Consider the following 19,818-nt stretch of genomic DNA (forward strand, 5'->3'; position numbering starts at 1 on the left):
AGAGACATCATGGATTTCGTATTGCTCGATTACACGACCCTGCGCGTGATCTGGTGGCTGCTGCTCGGCGTGCTGCTGTCCGGCTACGCGGTGATGGGCGGCTTCGATCTGGGCGTGGGCGCGCTGCTGCCGTTCGTCGCCAGCAACGATGCCGAACGCCGGCTGGTGATCAACACCGTCGGCCCGGTCTGGGAAGGCAACCAGGTGTGGTTGATCCTGGGCGGCGGCGCGATCTTTGCCGCGTTTCCGCCGTTGTATGCAGTGAGCTTCTCCGGGTTCTATCTGGCGATGTTCCTGATCCTGTTCGCGCTGATCCTGCGCCCGGTCGGTTTCAAGTTCCGCGGCAAACTGGTGAGTCCGCGCTGGCGCAGCACTTGGGACTGGGCGTTGTTCGTCGGCGGCTTCATTCCGGCGCTGATCATGGGCGTGGCGGTCGGCAACGTGCTGCTGGGTGTGCCGTTCCACTTCGACGACAGCATGCGCACGTTCTACACCGGCAACCTGCTCGGGTTGCTGACGCCGTTCGCATTGCTCGCCGGCTTGCTCAGCGTGGCGATGCTGCTCGCGCATGGCGCCGCGATGCTGGTGCTCAAGACCGATGGACCGGTGGCCGAGCGCGCGGCACGTTTCGGCGGCATCGCCGCGCTGTGTGCGCTGGCACTGTTTGCAGCAGGCGGCGCATGGGTGGCGCTGGGTCTGCCCGGCTATGCGGTGACCTCGGTGCTGGCCACCCATGCGGCCACCAACCCGCTCGGCAAGACCGCTGCGCTCACCGCCGCGGGCGGCTGGTTGCACAACTACAGCAGCATGCCGGCCACATTGATGGCGCCGCTGGTGGGCCTGGTCGGGCTTGCGATGAGCGCGGTGTGCTTACGCCTGCGGCGCGGCGGCCTGGCCTTCATCGCCTCCGGCAGCGCCATCGTCGGCATCGTGTTCACGGTGGGCTTTGCGTTGTTCCCGTTCCTGCTGCCCTCTTCCAGCGCGCCAAGCGCGAGCCTGACGGTGTGGGATGCATCCAGCAGCCGTCTGACGTTGTGGATCATGTTGCTGGCCACTGCCGTGTTCATGCCAATCGTGCTGGCGTACACGAGCTGGGTGTATCGCGTGCTCAAGGGCAAGGTCACCGACGATGCGGTCACGGCCAATCCCAACGCGTACTGAGCGCCGCGGCAGCGATCGCAGTGCCTGCGCTGCCGTTGCCGCACCGCGCGCCACCATCATCCTGTTCAACGATTCGAGGAGCACACCAATGTGGTATTTCGCATGGATACTTGGCACCGGCCTGGCGGCATTGGCCGCGGTGCTCAACGGCATGTGGTTCGAAGCACGCGAGCCCGAGCGTGGCGAGCCGCCTCAGTAAAATAATTTCATCAGATGCTTGCCGATTCCCCATTCCCTATGTAACATACGCGGCTCCTTCGGGGTGTAGCTCAGTCTGGTAGAGCGCTACGTTCGGGACGTAGAGGTCGCAGGTTCGAATCCTGTCTCCCCGACCAGTTTCAAAACACAAACCGGCCTCGTGCCGGTTTTGTGTTTTCAGGCGTCGTTGCACGCACGTGCGCGACGCGGATGGTCTGTCATGTCTGTTGTCACTGCCGCGTCTTCTTCGTCCGCCCAGTTGCGTGGTCGCGGCCTGGTGCTGGCCGCGATCCTGCTGTCCGCATTCAACTTGCGCACCGCGGTGACGTCGCTGACGCCGCTGCTGGAACGCATTGCCGACGAGTACGCCTTCGGCGCGCCCACCATGGGTGCGCTCGGCATGTTGCCGACCGCAGCGTTCGCACTCACCGGCGTGGCAACGCCCGCATTGCTGCGCCGTTTCGGCTTGCTGCGCGTGGCGCTGTTGTCGATGGCGCTGGCCACGCTGGGGTTGGTGCTGCGCCCGCTGCTGCCGGGCACCGCCGGGTTGCTGGTCGGCTCGCTGGTGGCGTTGGCCGGTATGGGCATGGGTAACGTGGTGCTGCCGCCGCTGGTGAAGCGCTACTTCGGCGACCGCGTGGGTCGGGTGAGCACGCTGTACATCACCGTGCTGCAGGTCGGCACGCTGCTGCCGGCCCTGCTGGCAGTGCCGGTGGCCGATGCGCTGGGTTGGCGCAGTTCGATGGTGGCGTGGGTGCTGCCGGCCCTGCTGGCAACGGCGGCGTGGGCCCTGGTGCACGCCAACCATCGGCGCATCCGCGCCACCGGCCCGGCACCGGTCACACCCACGCCCGAAGCCGAAGGCCGCGTCGCGCGTACGGCGCTGGGTTGGAGCATGGCGGTGACCTTCGGCATGACCTCGCTGGTGACCTATTCCATGTTCACCTGGCTGCCGACGCTGCTGCGCGAAGCAGGTGCATCGCCTGCGTTCGGCGGCACCATGGTGGCGTTGTTCGCGGCATTGGGCATGGTCGGCGCGCTGACCATGCCGGCGCTGGCGGTGCGCATGCGCAATCCGTTTCCGATCGTGCTGCTATGCGCAGCCTGCCACCTGGTCGCGTTCGCCGGGCTGTGGTGGGCGCCGCTGGCCGCACCGGTCCTGTGGGTGACCCTGCTCGGCCTGGGGCCGAGTACGTTTCCGCTGGCGTTGGTGTTGGTGAATCAGCGCAGCCGCACGGCGGCCGGTTCGGCTGCGCTGTCCGGTTTCTCGCAGGGCGTGGGCTATGCGGTGAGCTGCCTGGGGCCGTTCCTGTTCGGCTGGCTGCACGCGCACAGCGGCGGCTGGACCTCCCCGTTCGTGTTCCTGGTCATCTGCCTGCTGGTGCAGCTGGCCGCCGCCTGGGTGGCCTGCCGCCCGCAGTTGCTGGAAGATGCGTGGACGCCGCCGGCACGCGGCGTCCGCGCGCTCAACGTACCGGCAGACTGATGTAACTGGGCTGCTCGGGGGACACGTACACCCGCTGCGTGGCCTTCTGATAATCGCCGGGCTTGGCGAAGAAGATATTGGGCACGTAAGTCTGCGGGTTGCGGTCGTACAGCGGGAACAGGCTGGACTGCACCTGCACCATCACCCGGTGGCCCGGCTGGAAGGTGTGGTTGGCGGTTGGCAGGCCGAACTGGAATGCCAGCGGCTGATTGGAGGCCAAGGGTTTGGGCGTGCTGAAGCTCTCGCGGTAGCGGCCGCGGAAGATGGCCAGCGACACCGGCAACTCGTAGCCGCCCATCTTCGGGTTCGACGCCATCTCCTCCGGATACACATCAATCAGCTTCACCACCCAATCGCTGTCGCTGCCGCTGGTGGAGGCCTGCAGATGCACTTCGGGGGCACCGGCGATCTGCAGCGGCTCGGTCAGCGGCTCGGTGACGAAGGTCAGCACGTCAGGGCGGCCATCGACAAAGCGCTGGTCGTGCACCAACCAGGTGGTCCACATCGCGCGGTCGGCAAAATCCACCGGGCGCGGCACGAACGGCACCGGCTTGGCGGGGTCGGACACGTACTCTTCAAAGCCCGCCTGCCCGGCCACCGGTTGCTGGAACGACAACTTGCCGCCGGCCTGCAGATACAGCGGCCTGTTGGACGAGGCGCAGCCCTTGTCGCAACTGCGCGGCCATGCCTTGAGGCGGTCCCAATGGTTTTCGCCGGTGTTGTAGATGAACACCGGCGGCGTGTCTGCCTTGGGCGCGCCATCGACCAGGTACTGGTCCAGGAACGGGCGCAGCACCTCGGAACGGAACTGGCGCGCGGTATCGCCTTCGAAATTCAGCGCGCCCAAGGCACTGCCGTCGTAGTTCACCTGACTGTGGCGCCACGGGCCCATCACCAGGTAGTTGAGCGTATTGCGCTTGTCGCGCGGCTCCATCGCCGCGTAGCTGTGGATCGCTCCCCACATGTCTTCCTGATCCCACAGGCCTTGCAGCCACATCGTGGGCACCTTCAGCGGCGTGCGCGCCATTACCTTGTCGAGCGCCTGCTCCTGCCAGAACGCGTCATAGGCGGCGTGTTCGGTGAGCTTGTGCCACCACGGCAATTGCTCCAGACCTGCGGCCTTGGCGAAGTCGCCGGCCGAGCCGGCCTGCAGGAAGTTGCTGTAATCGTCGTGCCCCTGACGCGCGATGCCGGCGCCCTTGCCGCGCTTGCTGAGCTGGCCGGTGAAATAATCGAAATTCACCTGGCGGAACGCGCCGTAATTGAACCAGTCGTCGCCCATCCAGCCGTCGATCATCGGGCTTTCCGGCACCGCCACCTTCAACGCCGGATGCGGGTTGGTCAGTGCCATCACCACGGTGAAGCCTTCGTAGGACGAGCCGATCATGCCGACCTTGCCATTGGTTTCCTTGACGTTCTTCACCAGCCAGTCGATGGTGTCCCAGGCATCGGTGGCATGGTCGACCTCGCTGGGATTAAGCGGTCCACGCAGCGGGCGCGTCATCACGTAATCGCCTTCGGAACCGTATTTACCGCGCACATCCTGAAACACACGGATGTAGCCGCCTTCCACGAAGACGTCGTCGCCGGCAGACAGCAGGTCCTTCATATGCGGCGAGGCCAGCCGTTCGGTGCGGCCACTGGCGTCGTAAGGCGTGCGTGTCAGCATGATCGGTGCGTTCCTGGCGCCCTTCGGCAGCACGATCACCGTGTGCAGCTTGACCCCATCGCGCATCGGAATCATCACCTCGCGCTTGATGTAGTCATTGCTCGCATCGGCAGCCACGAACGGCTTGCCGGTGATGTCCGGCGTCATCGGCGAGGTTTGCGCCCAGGCGCTGCCGGTGGCGGCGGCAATGGCGGTGGCGAGCAGGCAGGCGGCAAGGCGGCGCATGGAATCTCCGGCAGCAACGGTGGGCAGGATGAACAACTGCAGCAGCGTAGGCACAGACAACTGGCTTGCGGGAGTGTCGAAGGTACCGGGTCGGCCACGCTGCGCAGAGCACGCGCCGCGGATCGGCGGCAAGGCAACGCCTTGGTGTTGTCCTGAAATGACCACGCCGTGCATTGCATCCCTTGCACGCCAGACTTCGATCGGTGCGCGCAGGCCACCCCCAAGCCAAGCAAACGTCATTGGCAGACCGGCAAATCGCACGCTTCCGCAGGCGCGGCAGATGCTTTACAACGTTTGATCCCACGATTGCAGCGACCGCTCGTATGCGCGATATCCCCTCACACGCCTGCGCCGACCCACACCGCCGCCGTCTGCTCACCCACCTCGGTGCGGCCGCGCTGTTGCCGTTGCTCGGCCGTGCAGGCGGTAGCGACGCGACCACGCCACCGGTACGCCCCACCCGTTCGCCGTTGCTGCCGCCCGAGCAGGCGCTGCGCCTGCCCTATGCGGCACCTGCCGCCGATGCCCAGCTGTTGCGTGAAGGACTGCCGATCGGCAATGGCCGGCTCGGTGCGCTCTGCGGCGGGGCTCCTGCCTGCGAGACGCTGTTCGTTTCCGAAGGCAGCCTCTGGTCGGGCGGCAGCAACGCAGCGCTGCAGGACGATGGCCAGTTTGCGTATACCAAGGAAGATTTCGGCAGCTTCATGCTGCTGGCCAAACTGTTCGTGGAACTGGAAGGGCATGCGCAGGCGCAGGTGTCCGATTACCAGCGCGAACTGGACATGAGCAACGGCTGCGTGCGCGTGCGCTATCGCATCGGCGAGACGCGTTATACGCGCACGCTGTTCGCAAGCCACCCGGATGCGGCCATCGTGTTGCGCCTGGATTGCGAAGGCGCAGGCAGCCACCGTGGCCGCATTCGCCTGATCGATACGCATGCCGGCGCCGGTCGCGCCGACGGCGACGCTGGGCTGCGCTTCGCCGGCCAGCTCGATAACGGCCTGCGCTATGCCGCAGCGCTGCGCGTGCACAGCGACGATGGCAGTCTCGAAACAGGCGACGGCCTCCTGCAGTTTCGTGACTGCCGTGGCCTGACCATCGTGTTGTGCGGCGACACCGATTACGCCGCCGATGGCGCACGCGGCTGGCGCGACCCCACGCGCGACCCGCTTGCGCGGGCGCGCCACCGCGCACAGGCCGCCGCTTCAGTGCCTGCGGCGCTGTTGCTGGATACTCATGTCGCCGATCACCGTGCGCTGTTCGACACGTTGCAGGTGGAGCTTGGCCAGTCCAGCGATGCGCAGCGCGGCCTGGAAACCTGGCAGCGAATCCAGGCCCGCGCCGCGGCACCTGCGCTCCCCGACCCGGAACTGGAAGTGGCCTATCTGCAATTTGGCCGCTACCTCACCATCGCCGCCTCGCGCGATGGATTACCCACCAACCTGCAGGGCCTGTGGCTGGAAAACAACGACCCGCCATGGATGAGCGACTACCACAGCGACGTCAATCTGCAGATGAACTACTGGCTGGCGGACCCGTCCGGCTTGGGCAACTGCGTCGATGCGCTGACACGCTATTGCCTGGCGCAGTTGCCGTCCTGGACACGCATCACCCAGACCCATTTCAACGACCCGCGCAATCGTTTTCGCAATACCTCCGGCAAGATCGCCGGCTGGACCGTGGCCATTTCCACTAACCCGTTCGGCGGCAACGGCTGGTACTGGCACCCGGCTGGCAACGCATGGTTATGCGACAGCCTCTGGCAGCACTACGAGTTCACGCAGGACCGGGGCCAGCTCACGCGCATCTATCCGCTGCTCAAGGGCGCCTGCGAATTCTGGCAGGCGCGCTTGATCGCGATGGAGGTCACCGATGCAGACGGGCACACGCGACAGTGCCTGGTCGACGACCATGACTGGTCGCCCGAGCACGGCCCGGAAAATGCGCGCGGTATTGCCTACGCGCAGGAACTGGTGTGGACGTTGTTTGGGCAATATCGCCAGGCCAGCGCCCTGCTTGGCCGCGACGCGGCCTACGCCGCCACTGTCGCCACGCTGCAGCAGCGTCTGTATCTGCCGGAAATCAGCCCGCTAAGCGGCCAATTGCAGGAATGGATGTCCCCCACCGACCTGGGTGAAGCCCATCACCGGCACCTGTCGCCGCTGATGGGTTTATTCCCCTGCCATCGCCTGCATCCGGATCTGGGGCCGCCCGCGCAGGTGGAAGCAGCGCGCAAGCTGTTGGAAGCGCGCGGCATGCAGAGCTTTGGCTGGGCCTGCGCGTGGCGGGCGCTGTGCTGGGCAAGACTGGGCGATGCGGAGCGTGCTTATGCGCTGGTGCTGACCAATCTGAAATCCTCGATCGGTCACAGCAATGGCACCGCGCCGAATCTGTTCGATATCTACGATCTCAGCCAGCACGGCGACCCCACCCTTGGCGGGGTGTTCCAGATCGATGCCAACTTCGGCACCCCGGCCGCAATGCTGGAAATGCTGCTGTATTCGCGCCCTGGCCAGATCACGCTGCTGCCCGCACTGCCCAAGGCCTGGGCCGCGCAAGGCCGCGTTACCGGCCTGGGCGCACGCGGTGGATTCACGGTGGACATGGCGTGGCGCAACGGCGTGCCGACGCAGGTCAGCGTGCGCAGTGTCGGCGGCACCCGCACCCGCATTGCCTGGGGCGCCCAGGCGCACGACATTACGCTTGCACGCGGCCAAGTGCGGCGCGTGCTGTGAGCCGGCCCCGCAGGCCGGCAGCGCCTGCAGCATGACGCCGTTGCAGGCGGCGTCTGTGTGGCGGCCGTTGATGGGTGTTCGCTAGGGGTGCCCAGCGTTCCTAATGCCGCACCTGGCCTTCGCCACGCACCACGAAGCGCTCCACCGTCAGCGCTTCCAGGCCCATGGGGCCATAGGAATGCAGGCGTGTGGTGGAGATGCCGATCTCCGCGCCCAGGCCCAGTTCACCGCCATCGGAAAAGCGCGAGGAGGCGTTCACCATCACCACCGCAGAGCGTAGCGACTGCACGAATCGCTCGGCGTTGTCGGCATCCTGCGTGGCGATGACTTCGGTGTGGTCCGAGCCGTACTGGCGGATGTGCGCCAGCGCCGTGTCCAGGTCCGGCACCACGCGGATGGCCAGAATCAGATCCAGGAATTCCGCGGCATAGTCGTCGTCGCTGGCAGCAGCGATGTCCGGCAGCACCGCCTGCGTCGCCGCATCGCCACGCAGTTCCACCTTGCGTTCGCGCAATGCCTGCGCGGCAAGCGGCAAGAAGCGCTCGGCGATGCCTGCATGCACCAGCAAGGTCTCCAGCGAATTACAGGCCGACGGCCGCGTCGCCTTGCCATCGATCAGCAGGCGCAGCGCAAGCTCCATCTCGGCGGATGCATCCACAAACAGGTGGCACACCCCCTTGTAGTGCTTGATCACCGGCACGCGCGCGTGCTCGGCGACAAACCGGATCAGGCCTTCGCCGCCGCGCGGAATCGCCAGATCGACGATGTCGCTGAGCTGCAGCAGTTCCAGCATGGTCTCGCGGCGCAGATCCTCGACCAGGGTCAGCGCCGCGTCCGGCACATTGGCCTCGCGCAAGGCCCGCTGCAGTGCGCGCGCAATGGCGGTATTGGAATGGATCGCCTCCGAGCCACCGCGCAGGATCACGCCATTGCCGGCCTTGATGCACAGTGCCGCAGCGTCGGCCGTGACGTTGGGCCGCGCCTCGTAGATCATCGCGATCACGCCCAGCGGCACACGCACCTTCTGCACGCGAATCCCGTTGGGGCGCACATCTTCGCGGGTGATCCGACCCACCGGGTCGGGCAGCTGCGCCACCTCGCGCAGTGCGGCCGCGATGCCGGCCAGGCGCTTGTCGTCCAGCGCCAGCCGATCGAGCATGGCACTGCCGGTGCCCTTGGCACGCGCGGCCTCCAGATCGCGCGCATTGGCGGCCAGAATCGCCGCCGCATCGGCTTCCAGCGCGGCCGCCATCGCGTCCAGCAAGGCATGCTTGGCCGGTGCAGACAATTGCGACACCACCTGCGCGGCGTCACGGCATTGCAGAGCGAGCGTTTTGATGGTCATTTGGGAGCCGGGATTTGGGAGTCGGGATTGGAGATTTGCAAAAGCAGGCGACATCGTTTTATTAGCACAACGGACTCATTCACTGTAACAAAGCGGCAAAAGGTGAAACGCGCAGCACACATGCTTTTGCGAATCCCCAATCCCAAATGTCGAATCTCTGCTACAACACCACCAGATCATCGCGATGCACCACGTTTTCGCCGTAACTGTAGCCGAGCACGTTCTCGATCTCGCGCGAGTGGCGGCCTGCGATACGACGGATATCCAGGGCCGAATACTGACTGACGCCGCGTGCCAGACACTGGTCGCCCGCGGTGTCGCGCAGACGAATCTCCACCATGTCGCCGCGACGGAAATCGCCCTGCGCGCCGGCCACGCCGCCTGGCAACAGCGAGGCGCCCTTGCCGGTCAGGGCCGCTGCGGCGCCGTCGTCGATGAGGATCGCACCCGCTTCCACCGGTGCGTGCCGCAGCCAGTATTTTCTCGCAGCGATGCGCGTGCGCGCGGCGTGGATGCGTGTGCCACGCAGGCGGTCCTGCGCCAGGGCGCGCACCACCTCGCCACTTCGGCCGTTGAATAGATAGGTTTCGATGCCGGCCGCACCGGCCTTTGCTGCGGCTTCCAGTTTGGTGCGCATGCCGCCGGTCCCCACGTTGCTACCGCTGCCGCCGGCCATCGCCAGCACTTCAGGGGTGAGCTCGGGCACATCGTCGAGCGGGCGCGCCAGCGGGTTGCTGCGTGGGTCGGCGCTATACAATCCATCGATGTCGGTGGCGATGAACAACGCGTCGGCATCGACCAGCGCAGCCACGATCGCGGCCAGGTTGTCGTTATCGCCCAGCTTCAACTCATCCACCGAGACGGTGTCGTTTTCGTTGATCACCGGCAGCGCGCCCAGCCGCAGCAACTCGCCCAAGGTGGCACGCGCGTTGAGATAGCGGCGACGGTTGCGCAGGTCGTCATGCGTGAGCAGTACCTGCGCCACCGGCCGCTCGAAAAAGCGCTGCCATAACGCAATCAGCTGCGCCTGGCCCAAGGCGGCCAGTGCCTGCCTCGCCGCGATCGGCGCGCCGACATCTGCCGCTTTGGGCAGGATGGCGCGACCAGCGGCCACCGCGCCCGACGACACAATCACCAGCTCGCGCCCGGCTGCCAGATTGGCGGAAACGAACTGCGCCAGACCCAGCGCGAAGCGCGGGGACAGGCCACCGCCATCGGCGGCGAGCAGGCTGCTGCCGACCTTGAGCACCGCACGGCGCCACGGCGGCAGCGCCTGCTCGGTAAACGGCGACAACGTGCTGGCAGGCGTGCTCATGGCAATGGCGTCCTCAGTGCGTGTTCCACTCATACACGGTCAATGCAGAGGCATCGCGCAGCACCAGCGGGTCGCGCGCAACGATCTGCTGCGCCTGTTGAAGCGTGGCCACGTTGACCAGCACATACGCGCCACCGCTGCGATCGCTGAAGCCGCCGGTCAGCTCGAGTTGCCCGGCGGCGCGCAATGCATCGAGAAAGTCCAGATGCGGCTGCACCACATCGGCGGGAAACCCCGGCTTGCGAAGCGCAAGCACCAGATAGCGGGTCGTCATGCGCGCAGCGCCTGCCAGCGCGCCTGCAGCACATCCAGTTGCAGGTCGGCTGCCGCACCGGGCGACACGCGCGCAGCCAGGCTGCCTTCCGGCGTGCGTCCCTGCCCTGCGGTCTCGGAGGCCTGCGCTGCGGCCTTGTAGGCCTCGCGGAACGGCACGCCGGCTACCGCGGCTTCCACTGCCACATCGGTGGCATACATGCCCGAATCGATGGCTGCGCGCAGTTTGTCCGGGCGCCATTCCAGGTTGGCCAGCAAGGCCGGCAGCAGTTCCAGCGCTGCAAGTCCGCGGCCAAAGCCGTGCACGATCGCGCCCTTGCTGCTCTGCAGATCGCGGTGATAACCCGACGGCAGCGACAGCAGCTGTTCGATCTCGGTGCGCGCTGCCGCCACGCTGGCATGCGTTGCGCGCATCAGCTCGATCACGTCCGGGTTGCGCTTGTTCGGCATGATCGAACTGCCGGTGGTGTATTGGGCCGGCAAGGCGACAAACGCGAATTCGCCGCTGGTGAACAGCGACAGATCCCAGGCGATGCGGCGCAGATCCAGGGTGGCGCTGCCGAGCGCTTCGAGCGCGGCCAGTTCGTACTTGCCGCGCGAAAGCTGGGCGTAGATCGGCGAGACCAACAGGCGTGCAAACCCCAGTTCGGCGGTGGTATGCGCACGATCCAGCGGCAGATTCACGCCATAGCCTGCGGCGGTGCCGAGCGGGTTGCTGTCGACCAAACGGACGGTGTCGTCGGCGCGCACGGCGTTGTCGATGAACGCTTCCGCCCAGCCCGCCCACCACATCCCGGCCGAGGACACCACCGCCCGTTGGATGTGCGTATAACCAGGCACCGGCAGCCCGGCCTCGGCCTGTGCGCGGTCCAACGCCACCTTGGCGATCTCCGCGCTGAGCGTGGCAACGCGCTGCAGCTTGTCCTTCAGCCACAGCCGCGTGGCGACCAGGATCTGGTCGTTGCGGCTGCGCCCGGTGTGGATCTTGCGGCCTGCATCGCCCAGACGCTCGGTCAATCGCGCTTCGATGGCGGAGTGGCAATCTTCGTATTGCGCATCGAGCACGAAGGCGCCGCTGCGAAAATCGGCGGCCAGCAGGTCGAGCTGTTCGCTCAAGCCGCCCAGCTCCTGCAACGACAAGATGCCGATGTGCTGCAGCCCCTGCGCATGCGCCTTGCTGGCAGCGATGTCGTACAGGAAGAATTCGCGATCCAGGATCACATCGTCGCCGGCCAGGAAACTCTGGATCTTGGCGTCAACGGCAACGCCAGGTTTTTGCCACAACAGATTGGTCATCGGAAAGCGTCTCGAGTAAGTCGTCCAGTTTCGATCCCCGCACATGGATGCGCGGGCTGTTGCGAGGGACTCGCATCAACGAATTGCCATCAACTCGTCCCAGCCCAGCGCAAGGTTGAGGTTTTGCATCGCCTGCGTTGCCGCACCCTTGAGCAGATTGTCCAGCGTCGCCACCACCACCACGCGCTTGTTGCCGGGCGCCAGCGTTACTCCGCCAATCTGCACACCGTGCTTGCCGGCGATGCGGCTCACCCAGGGCGCCTCGTCGACGATTTCGATCAACGGCTCGTCGGCATAACGCTGCGTATAACGCGCCTGGATCTGCTCGCGCGTCAGCGGCTGCTGCAGCCACAGGTTGACGGTCATGGTGATGCCGCGGAAATGCGGCGCCACATGCGGCATGAACTCCACCGGCACGCCAAGCTGCGCAGACACCTCGCGCTCGTGCATGTGGTTGGTCAGCGCATAGGGCATCACGTTATTGGAGAGCAACGCAGGATTGTTCTTGTCCGAAGGCGTGGTACCCGCGCCCGAATACCCGGAGACACCGAAACACTGCGGTGGCCCGGCCAGCTGGTCGAGCAGTGGCGCGATGGTCAGCTGCATCGCGGTGGCATAACAGCCCGGGTTGCTGATGCGTTTTTGCCCGGCGTAACTGCCGCGCGTCAACTCAGGCAAGCCGTAGTACCAGGCCGGATCGAAGCGATAGTCGGCCGAAAGATCGATCACCAGCGTCTGTGGCGCTGCCGCGTCGATCGCGGCGACAAAGGGCTCTGCCATGCCATTGGGCAGCGCCAGGATCACCACGTCGGCCGCCTTGGCGGCCACTGCGGCGGCATCCAGGTTCTCGTAGCGCAACTGGCCCTGGTAGGCATCGTTATGCTCGGCCACGCGCTGCCCGGCCAGCTCGCGCGAGGACACGAAGCTCAAGTGCAGCTGCGGATGCGCCGCCACCAGTTTGATCAATTCCGAGCCGGTATGCCCGCGGGCGCCGACAATGCCGATGGTCTTTTGTTCAACAGTCATGCGTTTGCTTCCAGGCGGAACTGTAGGTGGCGTTTGACCCCGGCCCATTCCGTATCGATGATGGAAAACACCACGGTATCGCGCGGCGTACCGTCGGCGTGGCGGGCGTGGTTGCGCAGCACGCCGTCCTGTTTTGCACCCAGCCGCGCGATCGCCGCGCGCGAGGTATGGTTGAACCAGCTGGTCTCGAACACCACGCTCAGGCACCCCAATGTTTCGAAGGCGTATTGCAGCAGCATCAGCTTGGTTTCGGTGTTGACGCCGCTGCGCTGCACGCGTGGTGCGTACCAGGTGTAGCCGATCGACAGCCTGGGCACTGCGGCATCCAGCGCGTAGTAGCGCGTGCAACCGACGATGTCGCCGGCCGCATCGCGCACCACATATGGCAACGCCGCGCCATCGGCGCAGGCGGCCAGGGCCGCAGCGATATACGCCTCGACCTGCTCCGGTGCGGGCACGCTGGTGTACCACAGCCGCGATAGCGCGCCGTCGCCCACCACCTCACGCAACCCATCGGCATGCGCTGTCTGCAGCGGCTCCAGGCTCGCATGCCGTCCACGCATGTTCGGCTGCTCGCGCCAACGTGCTGGCAAGGTGACGACGCTCATCGCAGTCAGCCCAGCAAGGTCGGCTGACGCGTCGCGCAGTGCGCAACGCAATGCTGGATCTGCTCGAAGTTTTCCAGCCCGTACCAGAACACCTTCCACTTCTCCTGCTTGATGCAACCGTCGGATTCGGCGTAGTAAAAGATATTGACCTGGTTGTTATGGCGCGAGCGCCAGAACAGCTGCGGGGTCTCTTCGCGCATCACATTCCATACCGCCCGGCCAAGACCTTCGCCCTGCGCATCGTCGAGCACGGCGAACTTGTCCAGATAGGTCAGCCTGCCCGCACCGAACTGGCCTTCGTCGGTCAGGATCACCGCCGCGCGGTAGTTTTCGCTGACATACGCGCGCAGCAACGTGGTGGTCTCGAAATACTCCGGCACCAGCGTGCGGCCGAAGCTGGATTCGATCAGCGACTTCAGGCGAGGCAGATCCAGTTCGTCCCAGGAGGTGGCGCGCAGCACGCGCTCGCCGCGCCGCACCAGCGTACCCGAGCCCTTGTGGGTGAACAGCTCCTTGGCCAGGTCCGACGGCCGGGTGATCGACACCGACGATTCCAGCGGCAGGCGATCGAGCAAGTCCTTGATCTGCTCGATCTTCACCCGCATGCCGCCGTTGATCCACGGCTGCTGCATCAGGTGGTCGAACTCGGTAGACAGGTTGATCGAATCGATCAACTTGCCATCGGCATCCAGCAGGCCGCCGGTGCCGGTGAGAAAGATGATCTTGTACGGCTGCAGCTCCTGCACCAACTCGTTGGCGGCAAAATCCGCATTGACGTTGAGGATCTGCCCGCTGGGCGTTTCGCCCAGGCTGGTGATCACCGGGATGGAGCCGGCCTGCAGACTGGCTTCGATCGGCGCCAGATTCACCGCCTTGACCTCACCGACCAGGCCGTAGGTGTCGCGATCCAGATACTCGGCCTCGAACACGCCACCGGTGATCGAGGTCGCACGCGCGCCGTTTTGCTGCAGCGCTTCCACCAGTTTCAGGTTGGAGGCCTGGAACACCTTGCGCACGATCGCCAAGGCTTCGGGCGAGGTCACGCGCAGTCCGTTGACGGTGTGCTTTTCGATACCGGCGGCGGCCAGCTCTGCATCCAGCTGCGGGCCGGCGCCATGCAGCACGATCGGGGTCAGCCCAACTTCCTGCAGGAACGACAACGACGAGGTCAGCGCGTCCAGATCGTCGCGCAACACCGCGCCCCCCACCTTGACCACCGCAAAGCGCTTGGCATCGAGCTGCGAAAACCGCTTGAGGTATTGGCTGATTTCCTTCGCGCTGGCCATGCTGGAGAGCAGGCGCACGATGGTTTGGCGGGTTTGTTTGTGGGGTTGTGCGGAAGGGGACATTGCCGTGTTCGAAAGAGGAAAGGGAGCGCCAGGCGCGTGTCGGTTCAATGCGAACCGTTGATGATGCGATGGACCGATTCGGCGTAACCCTGCAACTGCGCCAGCGTCACGAATTCGTCGGCGGTGTGCGCCTGGGCGATGTCGCCAGGACCATACACCAGCGCGGTATAGCCGCCGGCCGAAAACAGCGAGGCCTCGGTCCAGAAGTCCACTGCGTTGCCGATCGGCAGGTCCAGCGCATCGGCCACATCGCGTGCGGCCAGGCGGCGTTCTTCCGCGCGTGCGATGTCGCCCGACGGCAGGCTCGGCCCGCGGAAGGTTTCTTCGAAATGCGCTGCCGCCGGTTCGGCGAAGCCGGCAAAGCTTGCCAGCAGTCCATCCACGTCCATCGACGGCAACGGACGAAAGCCGAAGCGCACTTCGGCTGCCGGCGCGATCATGTTGGCCTTGATGCCCCCCTCGACGCGGCCGATGTTGAAGCGCAATCCGGTCAACCCGCCGAAGCGCGCATGCGCCAGCGATTGCACATGGTCCAGGGCATTTGCGCCCCAGCGCATTGCCTGATGGAGCGCGCTGGCCGAGGGATCCTGCTTGCCCGATGCATGCCCTGCGCGCCCGGCAAACCGCATCAGCACCGAACTGATGCCACGATGCGCCAGCACCGCTTCGCCCATGGTCGGCTCGGCCACCAGGACAGCTTCGTACGGCACGCCGCGCGCCAGGAACGCGGCGATGCAGCGCGGATCATTGGCCTCTTCGTCCGAAGAAAACAGGAACGCGGCATCGCCGTTACCGGCATTGGCCGCGGCAACCAGCGCCGCCGCCGCGCCCTTGATGTCGCACACGCCCAGGCCCACCACGCGGTCGTCCAGGCGCCGCATCGCGTGCGGGTCGGCGCTCCAGTGCGGCGAATCCGGCACGGTATCCAGATGCACGTTGAACAGGTACTTCGGCGTGCCGCGCACCGCGTACAAGCTCACCGCCCCTGCACCGTGATCGACCACCTCGACCTGGAACCCCGGCAGCTGCGCGCGCAGATAATCGAAGATGCCGCCTTGCGCGGCAATCGCACGCGGCGGATTGCGGGTGTCGAATGCCACCAGCGCCTGCAGGTGGTCGAGCGTGGAGGTGAGCAGGTCAGTCATGTGGGTCAGGCAGCCGTGGTGGTGGTGCGGTAGAGATCGGGATAGGCGATTTCCATCAACGCCTGCGGCCGTGCCGGCGCGGCGAAGCCGTGCTGTGCGTACAGCGCATGCGCATCGGAGGTGGCGAGCATGAAGCGACGAAGACCTTGCAGATGCGGATGGGCCATCACTGCTGCCACCAGTTGCTTGCCATAGCCGCGCCCACGGTGTGCATCGAGCACGAACACATCGGCGAGATAGCCGAAGGTGGCACCGTCGGTGATCACGCGCGCGAACGCCACCTGCCCTACGCCCGCGCAATAACCGCCGAAACACAGCGAGCCGGCGACCGCCCGCTGCACCGTGTCCAGCGGGATGCCCAGGCACCAATAGGCCTGCTCGCTGAGGAAGCGATGGATCAACGGCAGATCGAGTTCCTGCTTGTCGGTACTGATGCGTAATGCGGGCATGGGTTCCATCGCAGTGGCCCTCTTCTCCCACCGGGAGAAGGTGGCCCGAAGGGGCGGATGAGGGGCGCCTCACGAAACTTCGCGAAGCAACCAGGTCGAACGCGTCGCCACGTGCCCAGATGGAGAACGATGGACGCAATGCTGCAGTAGTTCCCCATGACTGGCGCGTGGCGACGCGTTCGTCATGATCGATCTTGGAGGTTTCTGCGGCACCCCAAGCCCCTCTCCCCGGGGGAGAGGGGCTTTTGCTCAGCGGTTGACCTGCGCGTACAGCGTCGAGCTCATCCCGAACAGCTTGATGAAGCCTTCCGCTTCTTCCACGCCCCAGTCGGCCGATTGCGCGTAGGTCGCACCCTTGGTGTTGAGCAGGTGCGGCGAGCGTACCGCCACCGCATCGACGCGGCCGCCGCGAGTTTCCAGCGTCACCTCGCCATTGACCTTGGACTGCGAGGACTTCAGGAACGCCTCGATATCGCTCTTGAGCGGGTCGTGATAGAAGCCTTCGTACACCAGCTCCACCCACTTGCGCGCCACGTCCGGCTTGAAGCGGTTCTGCTGCTTGGTCAGCACCGCATCTTCCAGTGCACGGTGCGCGGTGAGCAGCGAAATCAGGCCCGGCGCTTCGAACACGATGCGGCCCTTCAAACCGATCACGGTGTCGCCGGTATAGACGCCGCGGCCCACGCCGTATTGCGCAAACAAGGTGTTGAGCTTGGCCAGGATCTTGGCACCCGGCAGCGGCTTGCCGTCCAGTTCCACCGCTTCGCCTTCGACGAACTTCAGCGTCACCGTCAACGCCTCGCTCGGCCAAGCACTGCGCGGCGCGCACCAGCCGCGCGCGCCCTCGCCCGGCGCTTCCCAACGATCGATCTCGCCGCCGGACATGGTCAGGCCCAGCAGGTTCTCGTTGATGGTGTAGGCCTGCTGTTTGGCACGCACGCCGAAACCACGCGCTTCCAGATACTTCTGCTCATAGGCGCGGGTCTGGGTGTGCTCTTTCTGGATCTCGCGGATCGGCGCCACGATCTGGTAGTCGCCCAGCGCCTTCACTGCCAGGTCGAAACGCACCTGATCGTTGCCCATGCCGGTGCAACCATGCGCAATGATGCGCGTGCCCAATTCTTCGGCACGCTTGAGCGCAGCATCCACGATCAGGTAACGGTCGGACACCAGCAACGGGTACTGGCCCTGGTACCCCTCGCCCGCCCACACGAACGGCTTGACGAAGCCTTCCCAGATCGCCGGGCCACCGTCCACGGTGACGTGGCTGGCCGCGCCCAATTCGGCGGCGCGCTTCTCGATGAACTCACGCTCTTCGGCATCCACACCACCGGTGTCGGCAAACACGGTGTGCACCGCATAGCCGCGCTCCTGCAGATACGGAATGCAGAAGCTGGTGTCCAGACCACCGGAAAACGCGAGAACGATGTCTTTGGTGCCGGAAGTCGGGAGTCGGGATTCGGGATTGGTGGAAGCAGCGCTCATCATTGTTCCTTAGTACGTAAATGTGGGGGCCAAGTGTGTTGCTGTTGCGATTCTCTAATCCCGATTCCCGATTCCCGCTTGCGAAGCAAGCGCCGCCATGATCGCCTTTTGCACATGCAGCCGATTTTCGGCTTCATCGATGGCGATGCAGTTGGGCGAATCCATCACCGCATCGGTCGCCTTGACGTTGCGGCGCAGCGGCAGGCAGTGCGAGAACACGCCGTTGTTGGTCAGCGCCATCTTGCGTTCGTCGACGATGAAATGCTGGTACTGGTCGCGGATCGGCTTTTCTGGTTCCCAGTTGCCGAAGAACGGCAACGCACCCCAGCTCTTGGCGTAGACGACATCGGCGCCGGCGTAGGCGCTGTCGATGTCATGGCTGACCTGCAGCGAGCCACCGCTTTCGGCCACGTTTTGCGCGGCCCAGTCCATGTAGCGCTGATCCAGGATGTAGTCCGGCGTCGGGCACAGCAGGGTCACGTCCATGCCCATGCGCGTGGCGATGGTCAGCGCCGAGTTGGCCACCGCTGTGTTCAGCGGCTTGGGGTGGTAGGTCCAGGTCAGCACGTACTTCTTGCCACGCAGATCCTGGGTACCGAAGTGTTCCTGCAGCGCCAGCGCATGCGCCAGCTCCTGGCATGGGTGGGTGATGGTTTCCATGTTGATCACCGGCACCGGCGAATACTTGGCAAAGCTCTTGAGTACCTGGTCTTCGCGGTCCTTGGACCAGTCCACGAACTTCGGAAACGCGCGCACGCCGATCAGGTCGACATAACGCCCCAGCACGCGCGCCACTTCGGCGATGTGCTCTTCGGTGTCGCCGTCCATGACCGTCCCCAGATTGAACTCGATCGGCCACGCATCCTTGCCCGGCTGCAAGACCACCGCATGCCCGCCCAACTGAAATGCGCCCAGCTCGAAGCTGGTACGGGTGCGCATGGACGGGTTGAAGAACACCAGCGCAATCGACTTGCCCTTCAGCTCGCTTCCCAGCTTGTTGCGTTTGAACAACGCGGCCTGGGTCAACAGCGCGTCCAGCTCGGCGCGGCTCCAGTCCTGGGTGTTCAAGAAGTGCTTCAGTGACATCGATCGATCCTTTGCTGCGTGCTACTGCTGCGTTGGTCCGCCAGGAGCGACGGGGTGCGCGACATGCGCGTTTCTTGCCGTTGAAACTTTTGTGACGCCAAAACGAAAAAACCCAGCCTGGGGGCTGGGTCTTCAACGTCGGAACAGCAAACGCCCCGGCTTACCCAGCGAAAATGTGGGATTCCGGTCGGCGGGCACGCGAGGTCATGCCGGAGGCCATCCGGGCGGCGCTGGTGTCGTGCTGAAAGGCGTTTGCTTGCATAGGGCGCGAATCCTCGCACGCATGTGGGCACGGCGCAACCGCTGCGCATCTCAGCGCGGCGGCGCGACGATGGCGTCGGGAATGTACGGCGTCACTGAGACCCGGATGCGCAGCCGATTGCCCGGATCTTCGGGCAGGCGCGAACGGTATTTGGTGCCCTTGTAGACATAGTCCACGTCGAAGGCGATCGGCCGGCGGAACTCGCGCGGCACTTCCACCACCTTGCAGTTGCGCCGCGTGCTGGTCGGCGGCACCGCAGCGGGCGCGGCCGGTTCGGGGCGACGTGAGAACATTTCCTTGACCGAATCGACCATGCGGTTGATGCGGCCCTCGTCCTCGGCCGGCGCTGCCGCAGCCTGTGCCGCCTGCTCGGCTTCGCATTGCTCTTCGATACGCGTGGCGCGAAGCGTCTGGTAGACCGGCTCGACATTGAGCACCTGCGCATAATCCAGTTTCACGTTCTCGATCACCACGACCCGGTTCTTGGGGTCGGGCTCTGCCGCAAACGCCGGAATCACTTGCCCGGCAAACGTACACAGCAGCATGAAGAACGGAGAAGGTCGCATCAGTACCGGGAACGCGCAGCCAGGCAGTACGTAAGTGTATGGAGCTTGCGGCCGCCTGGGCTGAACGCAACCCATCCGGTGGCCATCGTCGGGCTGGCGATTCGCCATCCCGCCACAACGGGCTAGAATCGCGCGATTG

General features: G+C 65.2%; 17 protein-coding genes and 1 tRNA gene. 5 read left to right on the forward strand and 13 right to left on the reverse strand.

Annotated elements, in window-relative coordinates; all coding sequences use genetic code 11:
- The first annotated feature begins 9 nt into the window (after window positions 1–9).
- From cydB to HLH45_RS16320, 4 genes are all read left to right on the forward strand, one after another.
- Window positions 10–1,161, forward strand: coding sequence for a cytochrome d ubiquinol oxidase subunit II (gene cydB / locus HLH45_RS16305; RefSeq protein ID WP_008573378.1), 1,152 nt, complete (start codon window positions 10–12; stop codon window positions 1,159–1,161).
- A gap of 88 nt (window positions 1,162–1,249) precedes the next feature.
- On the forward strand, window positions 1,250–1,360 hold the full coding sequence (gene cydX / locus HLH45_RS16310; RefSeq protein WP_008573380.1) for a cytochrome bd-I oxidase subunit CydX: 111 nt from the start codon (window positions 1,250–1,252) through the stop codon (window positions 1,358–1,360).
- Window positions 1,361–1,419: 59 nt separating this feature from the next.
- Window positions 1,420–1,496, forward strand: a tRNA-Pro gene (locus tag HLH45_RS16315).
- A gap of 83 nt (window positions 1,497–1,579) precedes the next feature.
- The gene (locus tag HLH45_RS16320) at window positions 1,580–2,845 is read left to right on the forward strand and encodes a CynX/NimT family MFS transporter (protein WP_008573382.1); all 1,266 of its coding nucleotides are present in this window, start codon (window positions 1,580–1,582) and stop codon (window positions 2,843–2,845) included.
- On the opposite strand, the gene HLH45_RS16325 is transcribed toward HLH45_RS16320, so the two are convergent.
- Window positions 2,826–4,739: a CocE/NonD family hydrolase gene (locus tag HLH45_RS16325; protein WP_033478746.1), complete on the reverse strand. Its 1,914-nt coding sequence runs from the start codon at window positions 4,737–4,739 to the stop codon at window positions 2,826–2,828. The genes HLH45_RS16320 and HLH45_RS16325 overlap by 20 nt on opposite strands.
- Before the next feature lie 323 nt (window positions 4,740–5,062).
- Here HLH45_RS16325 and HLH45_RS16330 point away from each other — a divergent pair, with 323 nt between their 5' ends.
- A complete protein-coding gene (locus HLH45_RS16330) occupies window positions 5,063–7,474 on the forward strand; it encodes a glycoside hydrolase family 95 protein (RefSeq protein WP_033478739.1) in 2,412 nt (803 codons plus the stop codon).
- A gap of 100 nt (window positions 7,475–7,574) precedes the next feature.
- Here the strand turns inward: HLH45_RS16330 and HLH45_RS16335 are convergent, their stop codons facing one another.
- From HLH45_RS16335 to HLH45_RS16390, 12 genes are all read right to left on the reverse strand, one after another.
- Window positions 7,575–8,819 (reverse strand): glutamate-5-semialdehyde dehydrogenase, encoded by a 1,245-nt coding sequence (locus HLH45_RS16335; RefSeq protein WP_008573386.1) that lies wholly within the window; start codon window positions 8,817–8,819, stop codon window positions 7,575–7,577.
- A 160-nt stretch (window positions 8,820–8,979) separates the two neighbouring features.
- Window positions 8,980–10,134: a glutamate 5-kinase gene (gene proB, locus HLH45_RS16340; protein WP_008573388.1), complete on the reverse strand. Its 1,155-nt coding sequence runs from the start codon at window positions 10,132–10,134 to the stop codon at window positions 8,980–8,982.
- 13 nt (window positions 10,135–10,147) lie between these two features.
- Window positions 10,148–10,408 carry a YciI family protein gene (locus HLH45_RS16345; protein ID WP_008573390.1) on the reverse strand — a complete coding sequence of 87 codons (261 nt, stop codon included), beginning with the start codon at window positions 10,406–10,408 and terminating at the stop codon, window positions 10,148–10,150.
- A complete protein-coding gene (locus tag HLH45_RS16350) occupies window positions 10,405–11,703 on the reverse strand; it encodes an argininosuccinate lyase (RefSeq protein WP_008573392.1) in 1,299 nt (432 codons plus the stop codon). The genes HLH45_RS16345 and HLH45_RS16350 overlap by 4 nt, the downstream gene beginning before the upstream one ends.
- Before the next feature lie 75 nt (window positions 11,704–11,778).
- On the reverse strand, window positions 11,779–12,729 hold the full coding sequence (argC, locus tag HLH45_RS16355) for an N-acetyl-gamma-glutamyl-phosphate reductase (RefSeq protein ID WP_008573394.1): 951 nt from the start codon (window positions 12,727–12,729) through the stop codon (window positions 11,779–11,781).
- Window positions 12,726–13,337, reverse strand: coding sequence for a GNAT family N-acetyltransferase (locus HLH45_RS16360; RefSeq protein ID WP_008573396.1), 612 nt, complete (start codon window positions 13,335–13,337; stop codon window positions 12,726–12,728). Before HLH45_RS16360 ends, argC begins: the two co-directional genes overlap by 4 nt.
- Window positions 13,338–13,342: 5 nt before the next feature.
- Window positions 13,343–14,686 carry an acetylglutamate kinase gene (locus HLH45_RS16365; RefSeq protein ID WP_014090341.1) on the reverse strand — a complete coding sequence of 448 codons (1,344 nt, stop codon included), beginning with the start codon at window positions 14,684–14,686 and terminating at the stop codon, window positions 13,343–13,345.
- A 44-nt stretch (window positions 14,687–14,730) separates the two neighbouring features.
- Window positions 14,731–15,831, reverse strand: coding sequence for an acetylornithine deacetylase (locus HLH45_RS16370; protein WP_008573399.1), 1,101 nt, complete (start codon window positions 15,829–15,831; stop codon window positions 14,731–14,733).
- Between the two features lie 5 nt (window positions 15,832–15,836).
- On the reverse strand, window positions 15,837–16,289 hold the full coding sequence (locus HLH45_RS16375) for a GNAT family N-acetyltransferase (protein ID WP_008573401.1): 453 nt from the start codon (window positions 16,287–16,289) through the stop codon (window positions 15,837–15,839).
- 240 nt (window positions 16,290–16,529) lie between these two features.
- Entirely contained in the window at window positions 16,530–17,768 is a 1,239-nt protein-coding gene (locus tag HLH45_RS16380) for an argininosuccinate synthase (RefSeq protein WP_008573402.1), read from the reverse strand.
- Window positions 17,769–17,819: 51 nt separating this feature from the next.
- The gene (locus tag HLH45_RS16385) at window positions 17,820–18,851 is read right to left on the reverse strand and encodes an N-acetylornithine carbamoyltransferase (protein WP_008573404.1); all 1,032 of its coding nucleotides are present in this window, start codon (window positions 18,849–18,851) and stop codon (window positions 17,820–17,822) included.
- A gap of 312 nt (window positions 18,852–19,163) precedes the next feature.
- On the reverse strand, window positions 19,164–19,658 hold the full coding sequence (locus tag HLH45_RS16390) for a hypothetical protein (protein WP_008573406.1): 495 nt from the start codon (window positions 19,656–19,658) through the stop codon (window positions 19,164–19,166).
- Window positions 19,659–19,818 lie beyond the last annotated feature (160 nt).

Origin of the sequence: Xanthomonas euvesicatoria, from assembly GCF_013112235.1 — a bacterium.
GTDB classification, from domain to species: domain Bacteria; phylum Pseudomonadota; class Gammaproteobacteria; order Xanthomonadales; family Xanthomonadaceae; genus Xanthomonas; species Xanthomonas euvesicatoria.

Excerpts from the sequence above, each read along its gene's own strand:
- cydB (WP_008573378.1), top strand. The coding sequence starts at position 10 with ATGGATTTCGTATTGCTCGATTACACGACCCTGCGCGTGATCTGGTGG.
- cydX (WP_008573380.1), top strand. The coding sequence starts at position 1,250 with ATGTGGTATTTCGCATGGATACTTGGCACCGGCCTGGCGGCATTGGCC.
- HLH45_RS16320 (WP_008573382.1), top strand. The coding sequence starts at position 1,580 with ATGTCTGTTGTCACTGCCGCGTCTTCTTCGTCCGCCCAGTTGCGTGGT.
- HLH45_RS16325 (WP_033478746.1), bottom strand. The coding sequence starts at position 4,739 with ATGCGCCGCCTTGCCGCCTGCCTGCTCGCCACCGCCATTGCCGCCGCC.
- HLH45_RS16330 (WP_033478739.1), top strand. The coding sequence starts at position 5,063 with ATGCGCGATATCCCCTCACACGCCTGCGCCGACCCACACCGCCGCCGT.
- HLH45_RS16335 (WP_008573386.1), bottom strand. The coding sequence starts at position 8,819 with ATGACCATCAAAACGCTCGCTCTGCAATGCCGTGACGCCGCGCAGGTG.
- proB (WP_008573388.1), bottom strand. The coding sequence starts at position 10,134 with ATGAGCACGCCTGCCAGCACGTTGTCGCCGTTTACCGAGCAGGCGCTG.
- HLH45_RS16345 (WP_008573390.1), bottom strand. The coding sequence starts at position 10,408 with ATGACGACCCGCTATCTGGTGCTTGCGCTTCGCAAGCCGGGGTTTCCC.
- HLH45_RS16350 (WP_008573392.1), bottom strand. The coding sequence starts at position 11,703 with ATGACCAATCTGTTGTGGCAAAAACCTGGCGTTGCCGTTGACGCCAAG.
- argC (WP_008573394.1), bottom strand. The coding sequence starts at position 12,729 with ATGACTGTTGAACAAAAGACCATCGGCATTGTCGGCGCCCGCGGGCAT.
- HLH45_RS16360 (WP_008573396.1), bottom strand. The coding sequence starts at position 13,337 with ATGAGCGTCGTCACCTTGCCAGCACGTTGGCGCGAGCAGCCGAACATG.
- HLH45_RS16365 (WP_014090341.1), bottom strand. The coding sequence starts at position 14,686 with ATGTCCCCTTCCGCACAACCCCACAAACAAACCCGCCAAACCATCGTG.
- HLH45_RS16370 (WP_008573399.1), bottom strand. The coding sequence starts at position 15,831 with ATGACTGACCTGCTCACCTCCACGCTCGACCACCTGCAGGCGCTGGTG.
- HLH45_RS16375 (WP_008573401.1), bottom strand. The coding sequence starts at position 16,289 with ATGGAACCCATGCCCGCATTACGCATCAGTACCGACAAGCAGGAACTC.
- HLH45_RS16380 (WP_008573402.1), bottom strand. The coding sequence starts at position 17,768 with ATGATGAGCGCTGCTTCCACCAATCCCGAATCCCGACTCCCGACTTCC.
- HLH45_RS16385 (WP_008573404.1), bottom strand. The coding sequence starts at position 18,851 with ATGTCACTGAAGCACTTCTTGAACACCCAGGACTGGAGCCGCGCCGAG.
- HLH45_RS16390 (WP_008573406.1), bottom strand. The coding sequence starts at position 19,658 with ATGCTGCTGTGTACGTTTGCCGGGCAAGTGATTCCGGCGTTTGCGGCA.